Here is a 21,252-nt window from a genome sequence, read left to right on the forward strand (position 1 = left end):
AGGTGAGTAGATATGTATGAATTAAAACAAACACCAAGACAAATCGTAAGTGAATTAGATGAATATATCGTAGGACAGCACGCAGCAAAAAAATCTGTTGCCGTTGCTTTGCGTAACCGCTATCGCCGTTTGCAGTTAGATGAAAAAATGCAACAAGATATTACACCAAAAAATATGCTGATGATCGGACCTACAGGGGTCGGTAAAACAGAAATCGCACGACGTTTGGCAAAAATCGTCAATGCACCATTTGTCAAAGTCGAAGCAACAAAATTTACTGAAGTCGGTTATGTCGGAAGAGATGTAGAATCAATGGTTCGGGATTTAGTAGAAAATGCGATCCAAATCGTAGAAAAAGAGCAGTACAGCCGTGTATACACAAGTGCTAAAAAAAATGCAGAAAAACGTTTGGTAAAAATCTTGGTACCTGGTATCAAAAAAGAACAGAAACAATCCACTAATCAATTTGAACAAATGATGAATCTTTTTAATGCTAGTCAGCAAAATACCGCTGAACCGCAAGAAGAAGTGACAGAAGATATTCGAATCAATCGCCGTACAGTCTTGGAACAACTACAAAAGGGTTTACTGGATAGTCGTGAAGTAACCATTGAAGTTGAAGACCAAAAGAAACCTGCACCAATGATGAACAATGGATTGGAGCAAATGGGGATCGACCTAAATGAAACTCTAGGTGCTTTGACACCGAAGAAAAAAGTGGAACGGACGGTAACAGTCAAAGAAGCTTTAGAGTTATTGATCAAGGAAGAATCAGCAAAATTAGTCAAGGATGCTGATATCCATAGTGAGGCAATCAAATTAGCGGAAGAAAGTGGAATTATTTTTATCGATGAAATCGATAAGATCACTTCTAAATCACAGCAATCTGGAGAAGTATCCAGAGAAGGCGTCCAAAGAGACATATTGCCAATTGTCGAAGGTTCACAAGTAAACACAAAATACGGGATCATCCAAACAGATCACGTCCTATTCATTGCTTCAGGAGCTTTCCATTTGTCTAAACCAAGTGATCTAATTCCAGAACTTCAAGGACGCTTCCCGATACGGGTAGAATTAGATGATTTGACAGCTGAAGATTTTGTGAAGATTCTGACCGAACCAAATAATGCTTTAGTAAAACAATACGTCGCGTTGATCGGTACAGAAAATGTGTCAGTTACGTTTACAAAAGAAGCAATTGAACGGATCGCTCAAATCGCTTTCGATGTCAACCGTGACACAGATAATATCGGCGCACGCAGACTGCATACCATTTTGGAAAAACTACTAGAAGATCTATTATTTGAAGCACCAGATATGCAAATGGGAGAAATAACGATCACAGAAGCATATGTGGATGACAAACTTGGCTCAATTGCGGCAAATGAAGATTTAAGTCGCTATATTTTATAAAAAAAATCGGAGGACGACAATGACAGACTTGCTAACGAAAACCCGCAAGATAAACACACTTTTGCAGCAAAAGAATACTTTTGACATGCAAGCAGATTTGCCTTACGATAAAATGGCTGTCACACTAGGTGGTATTCTTGACAGCAACACCTATATCATAGGAAGTGACGGAGTATTACTAGGTTATAATGAACGTCACGATGTGAACAATGAACGAATCAAAACAATGTTTGTTGAGAAACAATTTCCTGAATCTTATACTGATACAGTGGCACAGTTGATGAAAACTGAAGCTAATATCCCAATTACTAGTGATATTACTGCATTTCCGGTAGAGTCAAGAGAGAAATATCCATTTGGTCTGACGACTGTCGTTCCGATCTTTGGAGCTGGCGAACGTTTGGGTACGATTATCTTATCTCGTATGGAACAATCGTTTGCAGATGACGATCTAGTCTTAGCAGAATATGGAGCTACGGTTGTCGGTATGCAGATCCTTTATCAGAAGTCTCGAAGCATCGAAGCAGATGTACGGAGTGCAACGGCTGTCCAAATGGCAATCAACACATTATCTTATAGCGAATTGAAGGCTGTACAAGCTATCTTTGAAGCATTGGATGGAGATGAAGGTCGTCTGACTGCTTCTAATATTGCCGATAGTATCGGCATCACTCGTTCTGTGATCGTCAATGCTTTACGAAAATTGGAATCAGCTGGAATCATTGAATCTCGTTCGTTAGGCATGAAGGGAACTTATTTAAAAGTATTGAATTCCCGTTTTAAAGACGAGTTAGCAAAACACAGTTATTAGAAGTAAGGGGACTGGGGCAGATAGAAATGTTTGTTCCAGCCTTCCCATTTTAAAAAGTAAGTCGAAGTTGGAGGAATGGCAATGACTGTTATTATTCAAAATGACCAGCTGATCGCCGAAATCGCTGAACACGGTGCGGAATTGATCAGTCTGAAATCAAAAGAACACGGTTTAGAGTATATCTGGCAAGGTGATCCAGCGTATTGGGGCAGACATGCACCGGTTTTATTCCCTTTTGTTGGACGTTTAAAAGATGATCAGTATGTTTATCAAGGGAAAACATATCAAATGGGGCAACACGGATTTGCTCGGGATATGGATTTTGAAGTCATTGAACATGGACAAGAAATGGCTAGTTTCATCTTAAGGAGTACGCCGGAGACATTAGAAAAGTATCCATTTGATTTTGAATTAGTGATCAGCTATGAATTAGGAGGAGACGGCATCACGGTTCATTATCAAGTGGCAAATACCGGTGAAAAAGAAATGTTCTTTTCTATCGGTGGACATCCTGCTTTCAATGTACCTCTTGAAGAAGGATTGTCATTTGAAGATTTCTATCTGGCATTTTCTCCATTGAAATCAAGATTACGCCTACCATTGAAAGGCCCATTCATCGATATGGATCAAAAGACGTTAGGTCAGACAAATACGAATCTGGCTTTGAATCGTGAACTTTTTGAGCAAGATGCCTTGGTTTTTGAAACAAGGGGTCTAAATGCGTACGCCATTCGAAGTGAAAAATCTTCCCATAGCGTAACTTTAAGCTATAAAGATATGCCTTATGTAGGGATCTGGTCTCCTTATCCAAAAGAAGCGCCTTTCGTTTGTATCGAACCGTGGTGCGGAATCGCTGACACGGTGAACAGTAGTGGAAACTTGATGGAAAAAGTAGGGATCAATCAACTAGGTGCCCATGAAATCTTCAAGACAAAATATTCCATCACAGTGAAGTAAGAGGTTGTGACCGAGAAGTTAGCAGGGAACACCGTTTACCAAGGTGTGTAAAAAAGCTATCCTGTAAGTAATAAGGGAGTGTGACATCGATTTGTCACACTCCCGTTTTATCTCTTTGGAATGAAAAAGTATCAGGATTTTTTCTTGCTGCTATTCAAACCAAACGGGATGCGACTTTCTGTATGGTTTCTGATACGCTTGATATTGTCTTTATGCCGATAAAAGATAAAGGAAGAAACTAAAAAGGCAATGATCGTCAGTAACCAATTGGGCTTAGCCAAAATCACAGGAGCTACATAAGGAAGGACGATCGTAGATAAAGTGATCAATACTGCACTGATCATACTGCTCAAACTCACCATACTTGTACAAAATAAACTAACGATAAAGATGATACAAGAATAAACAAAAAATACAGGATTAAATCCTAAAAGCATTCCTGCACTTGTCGCAACAGCTTTTCCTCCTTTGAACCCAGCAAAAATCGGAAATGTATGGCCAAGAATGGCGCATACCCCAAACCAAAGAGGGTTAATCCCAGAAAGGTGGAAGATCATCGGCAAACAAGTAGCCAATGTACCTTTTAAAATATCCATAAGCAGGACAACAATCCCGGCTGTTTTGCCTAATACACGAAATGTATTGGTCGTTCCAGTATTACCGCTCCCGTGTTGTCGGATATCTTTTTTGAAAAACAATTTGCCAATCCAGACACCGGAAGGAATAGAACCTAAAAGATATGCTAAAATAAGTAATAAGATCAATTTCATTTTTTACCCTCTTTCAAGTTGAAAACTATCCTTTATTTTAGCATGAATAGGTAACAGGAACAATTGAAAAAATGAAAGATACAAGTATAATAGATGGAATAAAAAGAAAAGCAAGGGGTGGCAGAAATGTCTGTAAAAAATCCAACACAAGAAACGATTTTCAACTATTTGGAAGAAGCAAAAAATATTGCCGTCGTAGGCTTGAGCAATAAACCAGAACGAACAAGTTACATGGTTGCACAGGTATTGCAAGACAATGGATATAAAATCATACCAGTAAATCCATTATTGGCTGGTGAAGAAATTCTAGGCGAGAAAGTCTATGCGAATTTGACAGAAATCGATGATCCAATCGATATCGTAGATGTATTTAGACGGAGTGAATTTTTACCTGAAGTAGCAGATGATTTTTTGAAAACTGATGCTAAAGTGTTCTGGGCACAATTAGGGATTGAAAACAAAGAAGCAGCTGAGATGCTAAGAAAAGCAGGACGTACAGATATCGTAATGGATCGTTGTATTAAGATTGAACTTGGTAAGTTGAAAGAAAACCAAAAATAAAAATGACCACAAAGAAGAGATGATCGATAGAGGGGAATGTCGAAAAAGCGGTTAGGAGATAATTAAAATTGATTTCTCGTCTACCCTCTTTTTTTTCACGACCTTTTCTAGTATGATAATCGTGGTGCGGTTTTGCCGCAAAGTATTATTGAAGGAGCGTTTGCCTTGGCAAAAAAAGTAAACAACGAATACAATGACTCGTCCATCCAAGTATTGGAAGGATTAGAGGCAGTTAGAAAAAGACCAGGGATGTACATTGGATCCACTGACAGCCGAGGCTTGCATCATTTAGTCTATGAAATCGTCGATAATGCAGTTGACGAAGCATTATCAGGTTATGGCAGTGAGATTGATGTGACCATCCATGAAGACAATAGTATAACTGTTGCAGATAGCGGACGTGGGATGCCTGTAGGAATGCATGCTTCCGGAATACCAACAGTTGAAGTGATTTTTACTGTGCTGCATGCTGGCGGAAAGTTTGGTCAAGGAGGGTACAAAACTTCTGGTGGACTGCACGGTGTAGGAGCCAGTGTGGTAAATGCCTTATCGAAATGGCTAACTGTAACGATCGTTAGAGATGGCGTAGAGTATCAGCAGAAATTTAAAAACGGCGGTAAACCTGACGGTACGTTGAAAAAGATAGGAAAAACAAAAAAAGCAAACGGGACGACTGTCCATTTTTTACCAGACGATACAATATTCAGTACAACGAAATTTTCATATGAAATTTTAGCCGAACGGTTAAGAGAATCTGCCTTTCTTCTAAAAGGCGTTAAAATCTCTCTTTCTGATCTTCGTGGAGAAGAACCAGTCAAGGAAATTTTTCATTACGAAGAAGGAATCAAAGAATTTGTTGATTATCTGAATGAAGAAAAAGATACATTGACACCAGTTGTTTATTTTTCAGGAGAAAAAGAAGGTATCGAAGTAGAGGTCGCTTATCAATACAATGACGGGTATTCAGAAAATGTCTTATCTTTTGTCAATAACGTTCGGACAAAAGATGGGGGAACCCATGAAGCTGGTATGAAAGCGGCGATGACGAAATCTTATAACGAATATGCGAGAAAAGTTGGTTTGCTGAAAGAACGGGACAAGAATCTGGAAGGTAGTGATTTCAGAGAAGGGTTAGCTGCTGTACTTTCTATCCGTGTACCTGAAAATCTTCTGCAATTTGAAGGGCAAACAAAAGAAAAACTTGGTACGCCAGTTGCTCGTACCGTAGTAGATAACGTCATCAGTGAACAAATGGGCTTTTATTTGCAGGAAAATAGCGAAATGAGCCAGATGTTGGTCCGTAAAGCAATCAAAGCCAGAGAAGCGAGAGAAGCAGCACGTAAAGCCAGAGAAGAAAGCCGAAATGGGAAGAAGCGTAAAAAAGGCGAATCTCTTCTTTCAGGAAAATTGACACCCGCACAATCCCGAAACCCTAAGAAAAATGAATTGTATTTAGTCGAAGGGGATTCTGCTGGCGGATCTGCTAAACAAGGAAGAGACAGAAAGTTCCAAGCAATTCTACCTTTACGAGGAAAAGTCATCAATACCGAAAAAGCTAAAATGCAAGATATCTTGAAAAATGAAGAAATCAATACGATGATCTATACGATTGGTGCAGGAGTCGGTCCTGAGTTTTCTATCGAAGACTGTAATTACGACAAAGTAATCATCATGACCGATGCGGATACAGACGGCGCCCATATTCAAGTATTACTGCTTACTTTCTTTTATCGTTATATGAAACCGCTGATTGAAGCTGGGAAAGTATATATCGCGTTACCGCCTTTATATAAAGTATCCAAAGGACAAGGAAAGAAGCAAGTCATTGAATATGCGTGGACAGATGACGAATTGGCAGCAATGATTAAAAAAGTCGGCAAAGGATATATGCTGCAGCGATATAAAGGACTTGGAGAGATGAATGCGGAACAATTGTGGGAAACAACGATGGATCCGACTTCCCGTACGTTGATCCGCGTCCGTATCGATGATGCTGCGCAAGCTGAACGTCGAGTAACCACACTGATGGGTGACAAAGTAGAACCTCGAAGAAAATGGATCGAAAATCACGTGCAATTTACGCTCGAAGAAGATGGCAGTATCTTAGATAAAAAAGAGGATACTGAAATCTCTCCTTCAGTTTCTAATGATTTATTAGATGAAGAACGAGCAGATAAAAATGAAAACAATCAGTTATTTGAAGTAGAATAGGAGGTCACCTGATGGAAAATCGACAAGAAGTACAAGAATTAACTTTAGAAGAAGTGATGGGTGACCGCTTCGGACGTTATTCCAAATATATTATCCAAGAACGTGCACTGCCTGATATCCGTGATGGATTGAAGCCAGTGCAACGCCGGATATTATTTGCCATGAACAAAGATGGCAATACGTATGACAAAGGATTCCGTAAATCAGCAAAATCTGTCGGAAATATCATGGGGAATTATCATCCTCATGGTGACAGCAGTATTTATGAAGCGATGGTCCGCATGAGCCAAGACTGGAAGTTGCGGGAAGTACTGATCGAAATGCACGGGAATAACGGGAGTATGGACGGTGATCCACCTGCTGCGATGCGTTATACTGAAGCCAGATTATCCAAGTTAAGTGGAGAGATGCTAGCAGATATCGAAAAAGAAACAGTCGATCTCGTGTGGAATTTTGATGATACAGAAAAAGAACCAACAGTCCTTCCAGCTCGATACCCAAACCTTCTCGTCAATGGATCGACAGGTATATCTGCTGGATATGCAACAGAAATCCCGACTCATAACTTAGCTGAAGTGATCGATGGCACAATCTATATGATCGATCATCCACAAGCGAGCCTTGAAAAATTGATGGAATATATTCCTGGACCTGACTTTCCAACAGGAGGGATCTTGCAAGGAAAAGATGAAATCAAAAAAGCTTATGAAACAGGGCGAGGAAAAGTTATTCTTCGTTCGAAAACAAAGATAGAGGCAATGAAGGGTAATAAACAGCAAATCGTGATCACAGAAATCCCATATGAAGTAAATAAAGCGACCTTGGTGAAAAAAATGGATGAGATCCGTTTGAATAAGAAAATCGATGGAATAGCTGAAGTACGAGATGAAAGTGATAGAACAGGTCTGCAAATTGTCGTCGAATTGAAAAAAGACGCCAATGCTCAAGGAATTTTGAATTATTTGTTCAAAAACACTGAGCTACAGATCAATTACAATTTCAATATGGTCGCTATCGACCATATGACTCCGCATCAAGTTGGACTGAAAGACATTTTAAGAAGTTATATCGAGCATCGAAAGCAAGTCATAACAAAACGTAGTCAATTCGATTTAGCCAAAGCTCAAAAAAGACAGCATATCGTAGAAGGATTGATGAAAGCTTTATCGATTCTGGATGAAGTAATCGCAACGATTCGTGAAAGTAAAGACAAAAAAGACGCCAAAAAGAATTTAGTCGACGTCTTTCAATTTACAGAAGAACAAGCAGAAGCAATTGTCACATTGCAATTATACCGTTTGACGAACACGGATATCACAGAGCTTCAAAAGGAATCCGAAAGCTTGATTGCGCAAATCACAGAGTTGAATAAAATCCTTTCAAATGACAAAGAGCTTTTCTCTGTTATGAAAAAAGAATTGCGAGAAGTGAAAAAAAATTATTCTTCCGCTCGTCTAACGACAATCGAAGACGAAATCGAAGAAATCAAAATTGATACGCAAGTCTTAGTGGCACAAGAAGACGTAATTGTCAGTGTGACGCGAGAAGGCTATGTGAAGCGAACAAGCCTTCGTTCTTATAGTGCTTCCAAACCAGAAGAAATCGGGATGCGAGAAGGCGACTACTTGCTATACTCAGGTGAATTGAGTACATTGGACCATGTTCTTCTGATCACAAATAAAGCAAATGTGATCTACCGCCCTGTCCATGAACTACCCGATTTGAAATGGAAAGATGCTGGTGAGCACATTTCTCAAACAATCTCCAATCTGTCTGTAGACGAATCGATTTTAGCTGTTTTCCCATATCAAAAAATTCAAGCAGAGAAAACATTTGTATTCATCAGCAAGAATGGATTGATCAAGCAAACACGAATGACAGAGTTCGAACCATGGCGCACCTATAAGAGCCGTCCGCTCAGCTGTATGAAGCTAAAGGCGGAAGAAGATGAACTGATTGCTGTGTATCTGAAAGAAGATCAGCCAGGCTTAGATGTTTTCTTAGTAACGCATCAAGGAATGGGTTTGCGCTATCCTTTAACAGATGTTCCCGTTGTTGGAGCAAAGGCAGCTGGAGTGAAGTCTATGAATTTGAAAGATGGAGATAGGATTATCAACGGGCTGCTTGTGTTAGCAGAAGGTGATACGCCGATCGTAATCGTTACTCAGCGAGGAGCTGTTAAACGCATGCTTGCTCAAGAAATCAGCCAAACTTCACGTGCGAAGCGGGGAGTGACGGTCATGCGTGAGCTGAAAAAAAATCCGCACCGTATTATCTATATGTCGGAAGGAAGATCAAAAGAAATAACCTTGATGAATCAAAAAGGGCAGCAGTTAACGATTGACCCAACTGATTTCCCTATAGGTGATCGAACATCGAATGGATCATTTGCGATGGATGAGAAAAAAGGTGGAGAAGTCATCGAAGTTATCGATGCTCCTGAGATTTTCATCGAGTCGTAACTGTTGTAGTATTTTAATGAAGAGACGCCATCTGTATTAATACAGATGGCTTCTCTTTTTCATTCATTTTTAATAAATCCTTATACGTTTGCAAAAAAAGATGAAAGTGTTCACAATGCTTAAATGTTGGTATGTCAACGTTGATTTAAATATATGTAAATAAAACATAAAAATTGTTAAATAAAAAACAAGAAAACCCTTGCAAAGATAGGGTGCTGTGTTATACTAATCACGTAAAAACTGTTACATAAAACAGAAATTTAGGAGGTCCATACAATGGAGCAATGGAATGGATTTAAAGGTACCAAATGGAAAGAAGGCGTAGACACTAGAGACTTTATTCAAAATAACTACACTGAATATCGCGGTGATGACAGCTTTTTGGAAGGCCCAACAGAAGCAACAGAAAAATTATGGGATGAATTGCAAAAGTTAAATGATATCCAATTCGAGCGTAACGGTGTCTATGATATGGACACAGAAATCGTATCAACTATTACTTCACACGATGCAGGCTATTTGGATAAAGATTTGGAAAAAATCGTCGGTCTACAGACAGACAAACCTTTGAAACAAGCATTCATGCCGTTCGGCGGAATCAATATGGCTAACAATGCGCTAAAAAGTAATGGCTATACACCAAACGATGAATTGACACATATTTTCACTGACTGGCGCAAAACACATAATCAAGGTGTATTTGACGCTTATACTGCTGAAATGCGTGCTGCTCGTAAAAACAAAATCATTACAGGGCTTCCAGACGCTTACGGTCGCGGACGTATAATCGGTGACTATCGTCGTGTGGCATTGTATGGAATCGACTATTTGATGGAACAAAAGAAAAAAGATCATGATATGACTGGTTATCATACAATGAGTGAAGAAGTGATTCGTTTACGTGAAGAAATCACTGAACAATATCGTGCATTAGCGCAAATGAAAGAAATGGCTGCGAAATATGGCTATGATATTTCTAAACCAGCTGCAAATGCAAAAGAAGCTGTCCAATGGCTATACTTCGGATATTTAGCAGCAATCAAATCACAAAATGGTGCTGCGATGTCAATCGGACGTATCTCAGCATTCCTTGATATCTATATCCAACGTGATTTGGATAATGGAGTAATCACAGAAAAAGAAGCACAAGAATTGATCGACCACTTAGTAATGAAATTACGTATGGTCAAATTCGCGCGTACACCTGAATATAACCAATTATTCTCAGGATTCCCTATCTGGGCTACTTTATCCATTGCAGGTATGGGATTAGATGGTCGTTCATTAGTTACAAAGAATGATTTCCGTCTGCTTCATACATTAACAAATATGGGACCTTCACCAGAACCAAACTTGACTGTTTTGTATTCTGAACACCTTCCAGAAGGATTCAGAACATATGCTAGCAGAATCGCTATCGAAAGTTCTTCGATTCAATTCGAAAATGATAATCAGCTTCGTGAACAATGGGGTTCTGATGATTGTGCGATTGCTTGCTGTGTATCAGGAACAGTTGTCGGAAAAGACATGCAATTCTTTGGTGCTCGTGCTAACTTGGCTAAAACACTATTATATGCCATCAATGGCGGAGTCGATGAAGTGACTGGCGCCCAAGTTGGACCAGAATATCGTCCAATCACATCAGAAATACTAGACTTTGAAGAAGTGAAACATAACTTCATGAATATGATGGATTGGTTAGCAGAACTATATGTCAATACGTTGAACATCATTCATTATATGCATGATAAATATTCTTATGAAGCAGCTCAGCTGGCTTTGATGGATTCTGACTTGCAACGCACATTTGCTACAGGTATTGCTGGGATTTCTCATGCGGCAGACAGCTTGTCAGCGATCAAATATGCAAAAGTAAAAGCAATCCGTAATGAAAAAGGAATAGCAGTTGATTTTGAAGTGGATGGCGACTTCCCTAAATACGGAAATGATGATGACCGTGCAGATGAATTAGTTTCATGGATCTTGGAATACTTCATGGGACAAATCAAACGTCATAAAACTTACCGCAACTCAAAACCAACAACTTCATTATTGACGATTACTTCAAATGTTGTTTACGGTAAAAATACAGGAAATACTCCTGATGGCCGTGAAGCTGGAAAACCACTTGCGCCAGGAGCAAATCCAAGTTACAATGCGGAACAAAGTGGGTTATTAGCTAGCCTGAACTCAACAGCTAAAATGAATTACGGCTGTGCATTGGATGGAATTTCAAATACCCAAACAATCAATCCTTCAGGTCTTGGAAAAGAACAAGATACAAGAATCGAAAACTTGCGTAATGTCTTAGATGGATACTTCTCAAAAGGAGCTTATCATTTGAATGTCAATGTATTCAGTAATGATTTATTGCGTGATGCAATGGAAAATCCAATGAAATATCCGAACTTGACGATCCGGGTATCTGGTTATGCAGTTAAATTCCGTGACTTGACAAGAGAACAACAATTAGATGTCTTGATGAGAACTTCACACGACAGAATGTAAAAAGTTCGTGAAAAAAGTTTTTCGACTTAGCGTCGAAAGGACGTTGAATAGCCATCGCATCAAAATCGAATAATCAGTATGCTTATTTGAAAGAAACGATTTACAGGGGCAGGACTTGTATGTTCCGTCCCTGTAAATTTTACACATAACGAAGCGGCAATTGCGAAAAATTTTGTTCAGAAAGCTTCGCTTCGACAGCTAACTTGTACTTAAAATGAAATCAAAGAAAAGATGTGAACTTAAATGGAAGAAAAAACAATCGGCTATGTTCATTCTATCGAAACTTTCGGTTCAGTAGACGGACCTGGACTGCGCTTTGTCGTGTTTATGCAAGGATGCCGCATGCGTTGCCAATTTTGTCACAATCCAGATACTTGGAATATTGGCGGAGGGAAAGAATACACAGCAGATGAACTTTTAGATAAAGCAGAACGCTTCAGACCTTACTGGGGAGATAAAGGTGGTATTACTGTTAGTGGTGGAGAACCTCTATTGCAGATCGATTTTTTGATCGAACTATTTAAAAAAGCAAAAGAGCGGAAGATGCATACTACATTGGATACATGCGGAAAACCTTTTACGTATGAAGAACCTTTCTTTTCACGTTTTCAAGAATTGATGAAGTATACAGATTTACTGTTATTTGACATCAAACACATCGATAATGAAGAGCATAAAAAACTAACGCATTGGGACAATGAAAATATTTTAGAAATGGCTCAATATTTGTCAAAAATCAACAAACCGGTTTGGATTCGCCATGTACTAGTTCCTGAGCGAAGTGATTATGATGAATATTTGATCCGACTAGACAACTTTATTCAAACCTTGTCAAATGTAGACAGAGTAGAGATTCTTCCTTATCATACGATGGGAAAATACAAGTGGGAAACACTTGGTTTGAAATATCCATTAGAAGGGATCGAACCACCTACAAAAGAACGTGTCGAAAATGCTAAACGATTGCTTCATACAGAAGAGTATACAAAATATTTAACGCGATAGGTCGCATCGGAAAGAAGATAAGTATTGCTTCTTTCCGTTTTTTTGCTATTATTAAATAGGAGAAATCACAAAGGAGCGAATGACATGTCAAAAATTTTAGTTTTTGGTCACCAAAATCCAGATACAGATGCAATCGGGGCAGCCATTGCGTTTTCACACTTGCAAAATGAATTAGGTAAAGAAACTGAAGCAGTTGCTCTAGGTACACCTAATGAAGAAACACAATACGCATTAGACCACTTTCAGCTATCTGCACCACGAGTAGTAGAGTCAGCTAAAGCAGAAAATGCAGATGTCATGCTTGTGGATCATAATGAATTCCAACAAAGTATTTCAGATATCAGCGAAGTAAATATTTTAGCTGTAGTAGACCACCATCGTATTGCAAACTTTGAAACAGCTAATCCATTGTACTATCGTGCAGAACCAGTTGGATGTACAAGTACGATTATTTTAAAACTATATAAAGAAAACCAAGTAACAATTCCTAAAGAAATCGCAGGAATCATGCTCTCAGCTATCATTTCAGATACATTGTTGTTCAAATCACCAACATGTACGCCTGAAGATGAAGCAGCTGCAAAAGAACTTGCAGCAATCGCTGAAGTCGATCTAAACACTTATGGACTTGAAATGTTGAAAGCAGGAACAAATCTAAGTGATAAATCAGCTGCGGTTCTTCTTGATTTGGATGCAAAAAGTTTCCCAATGGGCAGTTCCAACGTTCGTATCGCTCAAGTCAATACAGTGGACCTTAATGAAGTGATGGATCGACAAGCAGAGCTAGAAGCAGCAATGGAAGATGAAATGAAAGCAAATGGCTACGATCTGTTCGTATTAGTTGTCACAAACATCTTAGACAGTGATTCAGAATTACTTGTTGCTGGTAAAGGAAAAGAAAAAGTAGAAGAAGCTTTCCAAACAACTTTGACCAACAACCGTGCTTTGCTTAAAGGTGTCGTTTCACGTAAAAAACAAGTCGTACCTCAATTGACGGCTGTATTTAGCTAATCAAATGGTAGTATGAAGCATTCAAAATGAATGGATAAGCGATTGATATAAAAAGAAACATAGAACATACTAAAGGCCGAAGAAATGGAGGAGAATAACAGTCAATTATGACTCTTGTTCTTCCTCCTTTTTACGTAAAAGCCTTTTAAGTAAAATAAAACGGATAGAAAAGAGAACATATATGAACTATTATTATTCAAAAAATAAGGAAAACTTTTATCAAAAACTGACCGATGATCCGCTTTTTTCTTCATTGACCGATTATCTATATGAACATCGAGAACAAGAAACGATTCTAAGAGAATTGAAAAAAGAATTTTCGCAAAATAAATTTTCCCATTTTCTTGATCTATTGATCGATGCAGGATTAATCAAGAGGGAAGAACGAAGATATCATTTGAACTTTCCAATATTTGATCCTAAAGATTACTTGCAACAAGCCACTTCGGCTGCTGAAACCATAGCTGAACAATTGAAGAGACTCTCTGTTGATGAACAAAAATTAGCGATGGGAGAAGTTATTTGGGCGTATTGTTTCGAAGATGAACGGAAAGAAGCGTATTTTTATGGAGTAAGAAACAGCCGAGAGACAGAATTGTTGAGGACAACTGCAGGAAATGAGAAGTACCGTTTTATCACACTTTCCTCTATAGAACACTTCCCGCTTACTTTGGCTAATTACTTTTTTGTACAGAAGAATCAGCTTCCTGTAACGAAGGCATTCAAAGAATTAGCCGAACTTATTGGAGACGTAAATGAAGCGTACTTTTTTGATCAAATAGAAGTTATCGTTGACAGGATACGTAAGAATAAATATAAAAATCGCCGGCCTAGTATTTTCCATCAGTCTCTACTTGTGACGAATACTATAAAGGAAGAAGAATCATTCACATTAGAATTACCTATTGTCGAAAAAAACAATTTTGAGATTGAATTACCAACATTGGATCCTTCATTGACAATGGAGGAAACGGCCTTTCTTAAACGACAAATCTTTTCTGAGCTGAGCAAGAAATTTATACCGCATGCATTTTCTTATATCAAAGAATATAGAACAGTTTTAGTGAGTAAAACCTAAGAGAGCAGTAAGCAAAAATTATACTGACTCTTGCAGGAGGAGCCTTTCTCTTCCTTTATGGTTAAAAGAATTATTTGAGTATTTTGCCTATCTACCACCTATTGGATTCACTACATGGTCTGGAAACAAAGGAATGCAAAAAAATGGTGAGAAATGTGGAATGACAAAGGAAGTAGTGATAAGAAAAGTTAGATTTTTAAATAATCAATATTATGATTCAGTCAAGTATGGCATTTTATGGGAAGAACTAGCTGATTAGATTAGGAAGTCCATTTGATGATCCAGAATCACTAAGAAACGAATGGCGAGTCATTAATAATTTATCCAATCTTGGGTTATTCTTTTAGATTGAAGTGTTTAAAACTAAAAAAGCATTTATGAAGTCGTAATAGTCAGGCTTCAAAATGCTTTTTATTTTGTTTGTTTTTTCTTTGCCACATAAATACACCTAGACTGACGATGAAGAGCATATCCAACAGATTTCCTGCGACTTGGATCGTCGAAGGGTTGGTCAGTGGCATTAAAGCAAGGACAAAAAAGGAAAACAAGCTGTAAATAAAACAGGTGACAGGAACTAATCGAAAGAAGAGTGGACATTTCAATTGGCTAAAAATGAGCGAAAAAATAAAATAAGTAAAAATGGATAAAATCACGACTAAACCATTCATGATAAAGAAGAAAAGCGTATTGTGATTAAACGAATAAAAAAGAATTGCTAAAAAAGAAAACGTTTTAAATGCAATCAATACGCTTGAAGCTTCGTTTAACGTACCAGGATGTCGATGAAAAAAATAGGCACCGAAATAAACAGAAAACAGTAAGCCGCAAAGAGAAGACAAAATCAAAAAAAACGGATTTTCTTCGGCTTCTGTGATATCAGAATGATCCAAAAGCAACCAGCCTAATGCACTAGAAGGCGCATGTGAGGTCTTAAGGTATGAATAACATAGAAAAAATAAGATCGTCAAAGTTGCAAAAAAAGAGCCTAAATGTAAAAAATTAGTGGTTCTACGTTGAATTTCCATAATATCTCCAAATTAAATTGATAAGTATATAAAGTATAATAACAAATTGATGAGTATATGTCGATGTTTTTTAATCAAAATAATAAATAAAAACTGTCTAACATTTAAAATTTAATTTAGATATTAGACAGTTTTTAAGTTTGTGAGTTATTTTCCTTGTCGTTTTCTCACTTTTTTAGTCCAGAAACCACCTGAAATATATTTTGGCTCATAAGAAATGATAAAAGCACGCTCTTCGATTTCTTTGATCAGGCGATACAGTTCACGTTCGCTTTTTCTAGGAGAAAGTATTTCGAGAACTAGCCGCTCACCTTCCAGCCCCATTGCAGAAGTCTGTGTCACACCATAACCGTGTTCTCTCAGTATACCCGGCAAACTTTTATCTTCTGCGCTATTTGCTGGCAAAATCGTTGTGACCATGATGTATCCTAATGCCAATTTGTCTTCAATTAAAATTCCGACACTGATACCTACTGCGTAACCTAACGCATAGACAAATAAATTCAGTGGATTATCTAAACGATCTAAAACAAGGGATAAGCCGACGATATAAATCGTGATCTCGACCATACTGACAAGTGGAGCAATCAGTCGATAGCCTTTCATTGTCAACATGAAACGTAACGTGTTCAGAGTGATATAAGCAAAATTGATGAGGAAGATCATCCCCAACATTTTTGGATCAATCATTTGTAAAACTCCTTTCATTTATATAACAACAATATCAAAAAAAATCGTAAGTGAAGAAAAATTGAAACTTTATACATACAAAAAAATGATAAAATGATTATAATAGAATTATAAAGATAGGTTAGGTGATTAAAATGAAAACGGTCAATCGTGTGTTTTGTGCCAGCCACGTGCTAAGTCTCCTTCTCAGTATATACTTAGGTGTCTATTCGATTCAACAGCCAATTGAGGTAGAGAACATTGTTTTTCAGATGTCGCTGACAGATGGTTTAATTTTAAGCGTTTTTTTCTTTTTGATACTGTTTATTGGTAATATTTTCGGTAGCGTTGCCAGTTTTTTGAATTTTTCTATTTATCCACTCCTTTCGCTAGCATTAGGAGTGGTGGGACTTTGTTCTCTGTGCTTATTTCCCGAGCCATTCAGTCCTGCATTTATATTATTTGGTACACTGAACCTGTTCCAGACAACTGTTGGAGCATGGTTGCTATGGCGATCAGGAAATTTAATGAAAATAGGTGAGTAACAATTGAATCCAATTATATTGAAACGTTCTGTCCATCATATTCCAGTGTTAGAAGTTGTTCTGAAAGAATTAAGAGAGGAACGTATTCCCGTTGTCATCTATTATCACGGATGGCAGACAAGTAAGGAGTTAGTTTTGACGCAAGGAAGAAAAATTGCGCAGCAGGGCATTCGTGTGATCCTGCCAGATGCGATGAATCATGGGGAGCGCAAACAGCCGGTTTCTTCTATTCCATCCTATACATTTTGGGATAGTATCTACGGAAATCTGTTTGAATTTGACACACTTATCAAGCATTTAGAAAAAAGAGGTCTTCTACATGATCAGCTTGCAGTTGGCGGGGTTTCGATGGGTGGAATGACAACATGCGCCTTGTTGGCTAAACAACCTCATATAGTAGCGGGCGTGTGTTTGATGGGTTCCCCTGCACCTTTGGAATATGGAAAAGAAATCGTAAGGCGCGCATCGGAATATAATTATGTCGTACCAAAAGACTATTTTGATTTGATTTCATGGGTTAAGAGCTATGATTTGTCATTGCAGCCGGAAAAGTTAGCTGGACGTCCTCTGTTCTTTTGGCATGGACAAGCTGACGAAAAAATTCCTTATATACAAACGGAACGATTTGTAGAAAAAAATCGGCATAAGTCTTACGGAAAAGAAATTGTTTTTCGTTCCTCAAAAACACAGCGACATATGGTACAAATACCACTAATGGAAGAAGCTTCCACTTTTTTAGCAAAAAATTTGATAAAAAAGTATAAATAATTGAAACGGAAAATCACTCATGACGATAGAGGATTTTCCGTTTTTTATTTTGGGCTATAATAAACTCTGTTAGGAAAATTTGGTATAATTGATAGTAAGAATGACAACATGTTAGAAAGGAAGAGAGCATGCCCACTTTAGCAGATGTTGCAAAACGTGCCAATGTTTCAAAAATGACGGTCTCTCGAGTCATCAATCATCCGGAACAGGTGACTGACGAATTGAAAGAGTTAGTTTTCTCAGCAATGGCTGAACTGGATTACCGTCCAAATATTGCTGCAAAAGCACTTGTCACGAATCGGTCGCAGATCATCAAATTATTTATACTGGAAGAAATCGACACAACTGAGCCCTATTACATGAATTTACTGATGGGAATCGCTAAACGGATCGGTAAAGCGCATTATTCTCTCCAATTAGTTACAAATGATGCCTTCGACGTCGGTTCTTGTGATGGATACATCATCACAGGTGTCAGAAAAAAAGACTTCGATTGGATCGATCGTTTGGAAAAACCAGTTGTCTTGTTTGGGGAAAATTCTGAAGGATATGATTATGTAGACAGCGATAATGAATATGGTACAGCAAAAGCAACGCAATATGCCTTAGAAAGAGATTATCAAACGATTATTTATATCGGTATCGAAGTGGACGAGCCTTTTGAAATTTCAAGGGAAACTGGTTATTTATCTGTGATGAAGGAAGTTGATCTTCCTAGTAAAATCTTGCGGTTTCCAAATCATTCGACAGAAGTAGAAAGATATATGACAGAAAACTGGGCAGATTTTACAGATAAAACTTGTTTTGTATGTAGTTCAGATCGGCTAGCACTAGGAGCAGTAAGAGGGATTATAAATGCTGGAGGACACTTGCCCGAAGAATTTGGTGTGATTGGATTTGATGGGGTATTTTTAGACCAAATCAGTTCACCTAAATTGACAACGATCAAGCAAGATATTATACGTATGGGTGAAGTATGTGGAGAAATGTTGTTAAAAAAAATAGAAGAAAAAGGGGCGAGTCAAGGTTATCGTCGTTTTTTTCCTGAACTAGTTATCAGAGAGACAACGAATTAAGTCTTATTACTATATATATATTTATGAAATTCATCGCTATTTTCTTAAAATAATCAGCGCATTGCTACTGAAAACAATGAATCTGTGCTATTATTGAGAAAAGTTCCATTTTTGAGAAGGATGGTTTGAATGAAAGAAATCAGACGAAAACATTTCCGTTTTCCTGCGTACGATGATGAGTTAGGCGTAAAATTAACCAACGACAAGAAGCGAGTATTATTTGACGGACAAGAAGATCTTTTGACTGAACAGAATCAGTCCCCGTTTGAGCAGATGAAAGAATTTCATTTCACGAACACGAACACCGAGAAAATCCGTCGCAAGCGTCGTGCAACAAATGGATTGAAGTCAGCTCCGCGTAAGGAAAATTTGGAAAAGCATAAAGGAAAATTACCGGATTATACCGGCCATTACCAATCAGAAATCACATCGACAGGACGAAAAAAACTTTTTGGTGATTCCTCTCGTTCTGTCAGACAAAGTGAAACAAGGACAGAGTCCAAGCATACTACACGAAACGCATCTGTTGACACGAAGGTGCGGGAGCGTTCTTATTTTGTTCCTAAATATGTACCCGCATCGATTATCCCAGACCCTAGAGAAAGCAAAATTTCTGAGGATCATTTAATCGAATCGATGAAAAAAACGGATGACTCTTATCTGTTGTTCGATACTGAACCGACGCCGTATCAAGAAAAAAGAAATGGTGAGCCGTCTGTACGAACATTCAATCGAACAAAAATGTTAGAGGAAACAAAGCAGTCAGAAGAAAAAAAATCGAAAAAAAGCCATGGTATCTTAGAACGCTCATTACAAGGATTGATCGATGATCAAGGAAACTCTTTGGGAGAAAATAGCTATTTTAAATAAGTGATATACAAATTTATATTCGGCTACAGTTGGAAAGGAAACGCTGCGGCGTTTCCTTATTTTATACTCTATCCGAAAGTTTATATCGTATCCTCAGATTTTTTTGAGTTTAAGCGAATTTTTTCTCCCAATAAGTAAGAAAATAATGGCAAAATAAAAAAACAAACTATTTTCGCAGATCGTTTGCAAAAATAGTTTATTTTTATTTTTTTATAAAGAAGATTTTACTGAATAATATCATTTTAGTTTACATAATGATATTTCTGTAAATTAAATAAAGTAGTGAAAAATAAGAATCAGTGCTCTAACTGTTCAAGAGGGTCAAGTGGTTCAAATGTTTCTGTAGTCTGTTTTGCTTCCAATTGGGGCAAAACAGATCCAATTTCCAGATATTTCACTTTATTCAATGTATAAGATAGAATAGAACAGCTAAGTAATGTATACAGAAAATGTGTGAGATCCAAATAAAGCAAGGAGACAACTAAAATACCAAAAGTAATCAAGAAAAGACTTTTGCCAATCTTAATATGAAAATATTTTTCAATGGCTTGATAAATGATATCTGTTCCGCCTGTGCTTCCGCCGAATCGAAAGACGAGACCGCAACCAATGCCAGAAAGAATACCTGTCATCAAACTATTGATCAGTAGACTATCTACAGCAAAATGTATATGAAGGCTCTCCCATAAATGTAAAAAGAAAACTAGCGCAAATGTTCCGACGATCGTCCGGAGAAAAGCGTGTTTTCCAAAAAGAAACAATGAGATAAGCAATAAAGGTAAATTAAAAAGCAGTGAAGTGACAGAAGGAGCGAATCCAAAAAGATTATGCAAGAGCAAAGCAATACCAGTAACCCCACCATCTGCCAGCTTAGATGGAATATTGATTCCTGTCACAGCTAATCCGTAGATTCCTGCGCCTAAAATGATTCCGCACAATTCTGTAAATAAATTTAATTTTTTCATTTCTAGCCTCTTTTCTTTTGAAAATTTTCAGCAACTTCTTTATTATACTGACTTATACTCTTACTTCAAGAGGAAAATGAAAAAAAATTATTTTTGGCTGTTTCTTTTTATTTATCAAATAAGGAGTGGAAAAATGCGAGCAGCAGACTTATTGACAATTCTTACAAAATCACCCAAAAAAACAGAATATCAAGGAGTTTTTTTGGCTCAAGAACAAAAACTGGTGCCTGTGACAATGGTCCAGATAAATAAAGCAAATCAATTTATCTTTTTATTTGAACACGGCAAAGCACCACTTGCTATGAAAGACATCTTTCTTTTTTTGATGAAGAACCGTGAGAAAGCTGTTTATTATCAGTCAAAAGAAGAACTCATTCCGCTTTATGGAGTGAAAGAGATAGAAAATAAAGTGGTGATATAAGTAAAAATAAGAAAACAAGACGTTTATGATGTCAAAACAACCGTTTTTTACATTTTTGGCAAAAAAGTGTCATGATACAGTATAATATTCGTTGAACAGGCCAATAAAGGTGTTCTCCCCCACGAG

Annotated in this window: 20 protein-coding genes; 16 read left to right on the plus strand and 4 right to left on the minus strand. The window is 37.7% G+C overall.

The annotated features are described in order from the left end of the window. Positions 1 to 12 precede the first annotated feature (12 nt). The 3 genes from hslU to IGL15_RS05915 all read left to right on the plus strand — a co-directional run bounded on the left by hslU (position 13) and on the right by IGL15_RS05915 (position 3,181). Positions 13 to 1,413 (plus strand): ATP-dependent protease ATPase subunit HslU, encoded by a 1,401-nt coding sequence (gene hslU, locus IGL15_RS05905; RefSeq protein ID WP_002288421.1) that lies wholly within the window; start codon positions 13 to 15, stop codon positions 1,411 to 1,413. Between the two features lie 19 nt (positions 1,414 to 1,432). After that, complete coding sequence (gene codY / locus IGL15_RS05910; protein ID WP_002290223.1) at positions 1,433 to 2,224, plus strand: GTP-sensing pleiotropic transcriptional regulator CodY; 792 nt, start codon at positions 1,433 to 1,435, stop codon at positions 2,222 to 2,224. A gap of 81 nt (positions 2,225 to 2,305) precedes the next feature. After that, positions 2,306 to 3,181: an aldose 1-epimerase family protein gene (locus IGL15_RS05915; protein ID WP_002296994.1), complete on the plus strand. Its 876-nt coding sequence runs from the start codon at positions 2,306 to 2,308 to the stop codon at positions 3,179 to 3,181. A gap of 131 nt (positions 3,182 to 3,312) precedes the next feature. Here IGL15_RS05915 and plsY read toward each other — a convergent pair whose 3' ends face one another. After that, on the minus strand, positions 3,313 to 3,951 hold the full coding sequence (plsY, locus tag IGL15_RS05920) for a glycerol-3-phosphate 1-O-acyltransferase PlsY (RefSeq protein ID WP_002296995.1): 639 nt from the start codon (positions 3,949 to 3,951) through the stop codon (positions 3,313 to 3,315). 126 nt (positions 3,952 to 4,077) lie between these two features. Between plsY and IGL15_RS05925 the strand changes: the two genes are divergently transcribed. From IGL15_RS05925 to IGL15_RS05960, 8 genes are all read left to right on the plus strand, one after another. Next, complete coding sequence (locus IGL15_RS05925) at positions 4,078 to 4,512, plus strand: CoA-binding protein (RefSeq protein ID WP_002298106.1); 435 nt, start codon at positions 4,078 to 4,080, stop codon at positions 4,510 to 4,512. Positions 4,513 to 4,677: 165 nt separating this feature from the next. Then, a complete protein-coding gene (gene parE, locus IGL15_RS05930) occupies positions 4,678 to 6,723 on the plus strand; it encodes a DNA topoisomerase IV subunit B (RefSeq protein ID WP_002306915.1) in 2,046 nt (681 codons plus the stop codon). Positions 6,724 to 6,734: 11 nt separating this feature from the next. Further along, on the plus strand, positions 6,735 to 9,185 hold the full coding sequence (parC, locus tag IGL15_RS05935) for a DNA topoisomerase IV subunit A (protein WP_002296998.1): 2,451 nt from the start codon (positions 6,735 to 6,737) through the stop codon (positions 9,183 to 9,185). A gap of 276 nt (positions 9,186 to 9,461) precedes the next feature. Next, positions 9,462 to 11,693: a formate C-acetyltransferase gene (gene pflB / locus IGL15_RS05940; RefSeq protein ID WP_002289265.1), complete on the plus strand. Its 2,232-nt coding sequence runs from the start codon at positions 9,462 to 9,464 to the stop codon at positions 11,691 to 11,693. A gap of 243 nt (positions 11,694 to 11,936) precedes the next feature. Beyond that, entirely contained in the window at positions 11,937 to 12,698 is a 762-nt protein-coding gene (pflA, locus tag IGL15_RS05945; protein ID WP_002289264.1) for a pyruvate formate-lyase-activating protein, read from the plus strand. 84 nt (positions 12,699 to 12,782) lie between these two features. After that, complete coding sequence (locus tag IGL15_RS05950; protein WP_002289263.1) at positions 12,783 to 13,709, plus strand: manganese-dependent inorganic pyrophosphatase; 927 nt, start codon at positions 12,783 to 12,785, stop codon at positions 13,707 to 13,709. A 181-nt stretch (positions 13,710 to 13,890) separates the two neighbouring features. Next, the gene (locus tag IGL15_RS05955) at positions 13,891 to 14,787 is read left to right on the plus strand and encodes a DUF1803 domain-containing protein (RefSeq protein ID WP_002324666.1); all 897 of its coding nucleotides are present in this window, start codon (positions 13,891 to 13,893) and stop codon (positions 14,785 to 14,787) included. A 133-nt stretch (positions 14,788 to 14,920) separates the two neighbouring features. Further along, positions 14,921 to 15,046, plus strand: a complete 126-nt coding sequence (locus tag IGL15_RS05960) for a GNAT family protein (RefSeq protein ID WP_002296999.1) — start codon at positions 14,921 to 14,923, stop codon at positions 15,044 to 15,046. Positions 15,047 to 15,179: 133 nt separating this feature from the next. Here the strand turns inward: IGL15_RS05960 and IGL15_RS05965 are convergent, their stop codons facing one another. Next, a complete protein-coding gene (locus tag IGL15_RS05965; RefSeq protein WP_002289266.1) occupies positions 15,180 to 15,812 on the minus strand; it encodes a hypothetical protein in 633 nt (210 codons plus the stop codon). Positions 15,813 to 15,959: 147 nt separating this feature from the next. Continuing rightward, complete coding sequence (locus IGL15_RS05970) at positions 15,960 to 16,502, minus strand: DUF2179 domain-containing protein (RefSeq protein WP_002289260.1); 543 nt, start codon at positions 16,500 to 16,502, stop codon at positions 15,960 to 15,962. 134 nt (positions 16,503 to 16,636) lie between these two features. Between IGL15_RS05970 and IGL15_RS05975 the strand changes: the two genes are divergently transcribed. The 4 genes from IGL15_RS05975 (at position 16,637) to IGL15_RS05990 (ending at position 19,740) form a co-directional block, all read left to right on the plus strand. Next, positions 16,637 to 17,026 (plus strand): hypothetical protein, encoded by a 390-nt coding sequence (locus tag IGL15_RS05975; RefSeq protein WP_002297001.1) that lies wholly within the window; start codon positions 16,637 to 16,639, stop codon positions 17,024 to 17,026. A gap of 3 nt (positions 17,027 to 17,029) precedes the next feature. Further along, entirely contained in the window at positions 17,030 to 17,794 is a 765-nt protein-coding gene (locus tag IGL15_RS05980; protein ID WP_104765583.1) for an alpha/beta fold hydrolase, read from the plus strand. 128 nt (positions 17,795 to 17,922) lie between these two features. After that, the gene (locus IGL15_RS05985) at positions 17,923 to 18,870 is read left to right on the plus strand and encodes a LacI family DNA-binding transcriptional regulator (protein WP_002289258.1); all 948 of its coding nucleotides are present in this window, start codon (positions 17,923 to 17,925) and stop codon (positions 18,868 to 18,870) included. 129 nt (positions 18,871 to 18,999) lie between these two features. Beyond that, a complete protein-coding gene (locus IGL15_RS05990; RefSeq protein ID WP_086300130.1) occupies positions 19,000 to 19,740 on the plus strand; it encodes a hypothetical protein in 741 nt (246 codons plus the stop codon). Positions 19,741 to 20,036: 296 nt separating this feature from the next. On the opposite strand, the gene IGL15_RS05995 is transcribed toward IGL15_RS05990, so the two are convergent. Continuing rightward, positions 20,037 to 20,705 carry a YitT family protein gene (locus IGL15_RS05995; RefSeq protein WP_002297002.1) on the minus strand — a complete coding sequence of 223 codons (669 nt, stop codon included), beginning with the start codon at positions 20,703 to 20,705 and terminating at the stop codon, positions 20,037 to 20,039. Between the two features lie 133 nt (positions 20,706 to 20,838). Between IGL15_RS05995 and IGL15_RS06000 the strand changes: the two genes are divergently transcribed. Beyond that, entirely contained in the window at positions 20,839 to 21,126 is a 288-nt protein-coding gene (locus tag IGL15_RS06000; RefSeq protein ID WP_002289767.1) for a hypothetical protein, read from the plus strand. Positions 21,127 to 21,252 lie beyond the last annotated feature (126 nt).

Origin of the sequence: Enterococcus sp. DIV0436a (assembly GCF_051711605.1) — a bacterium.
GTDB classification, from domain to species: Bacteria; Bacillota; Bacilli; order Lactobacillales; family Enterococcaceae; genus Enterococcus_B; species Enterococcus_B faecium.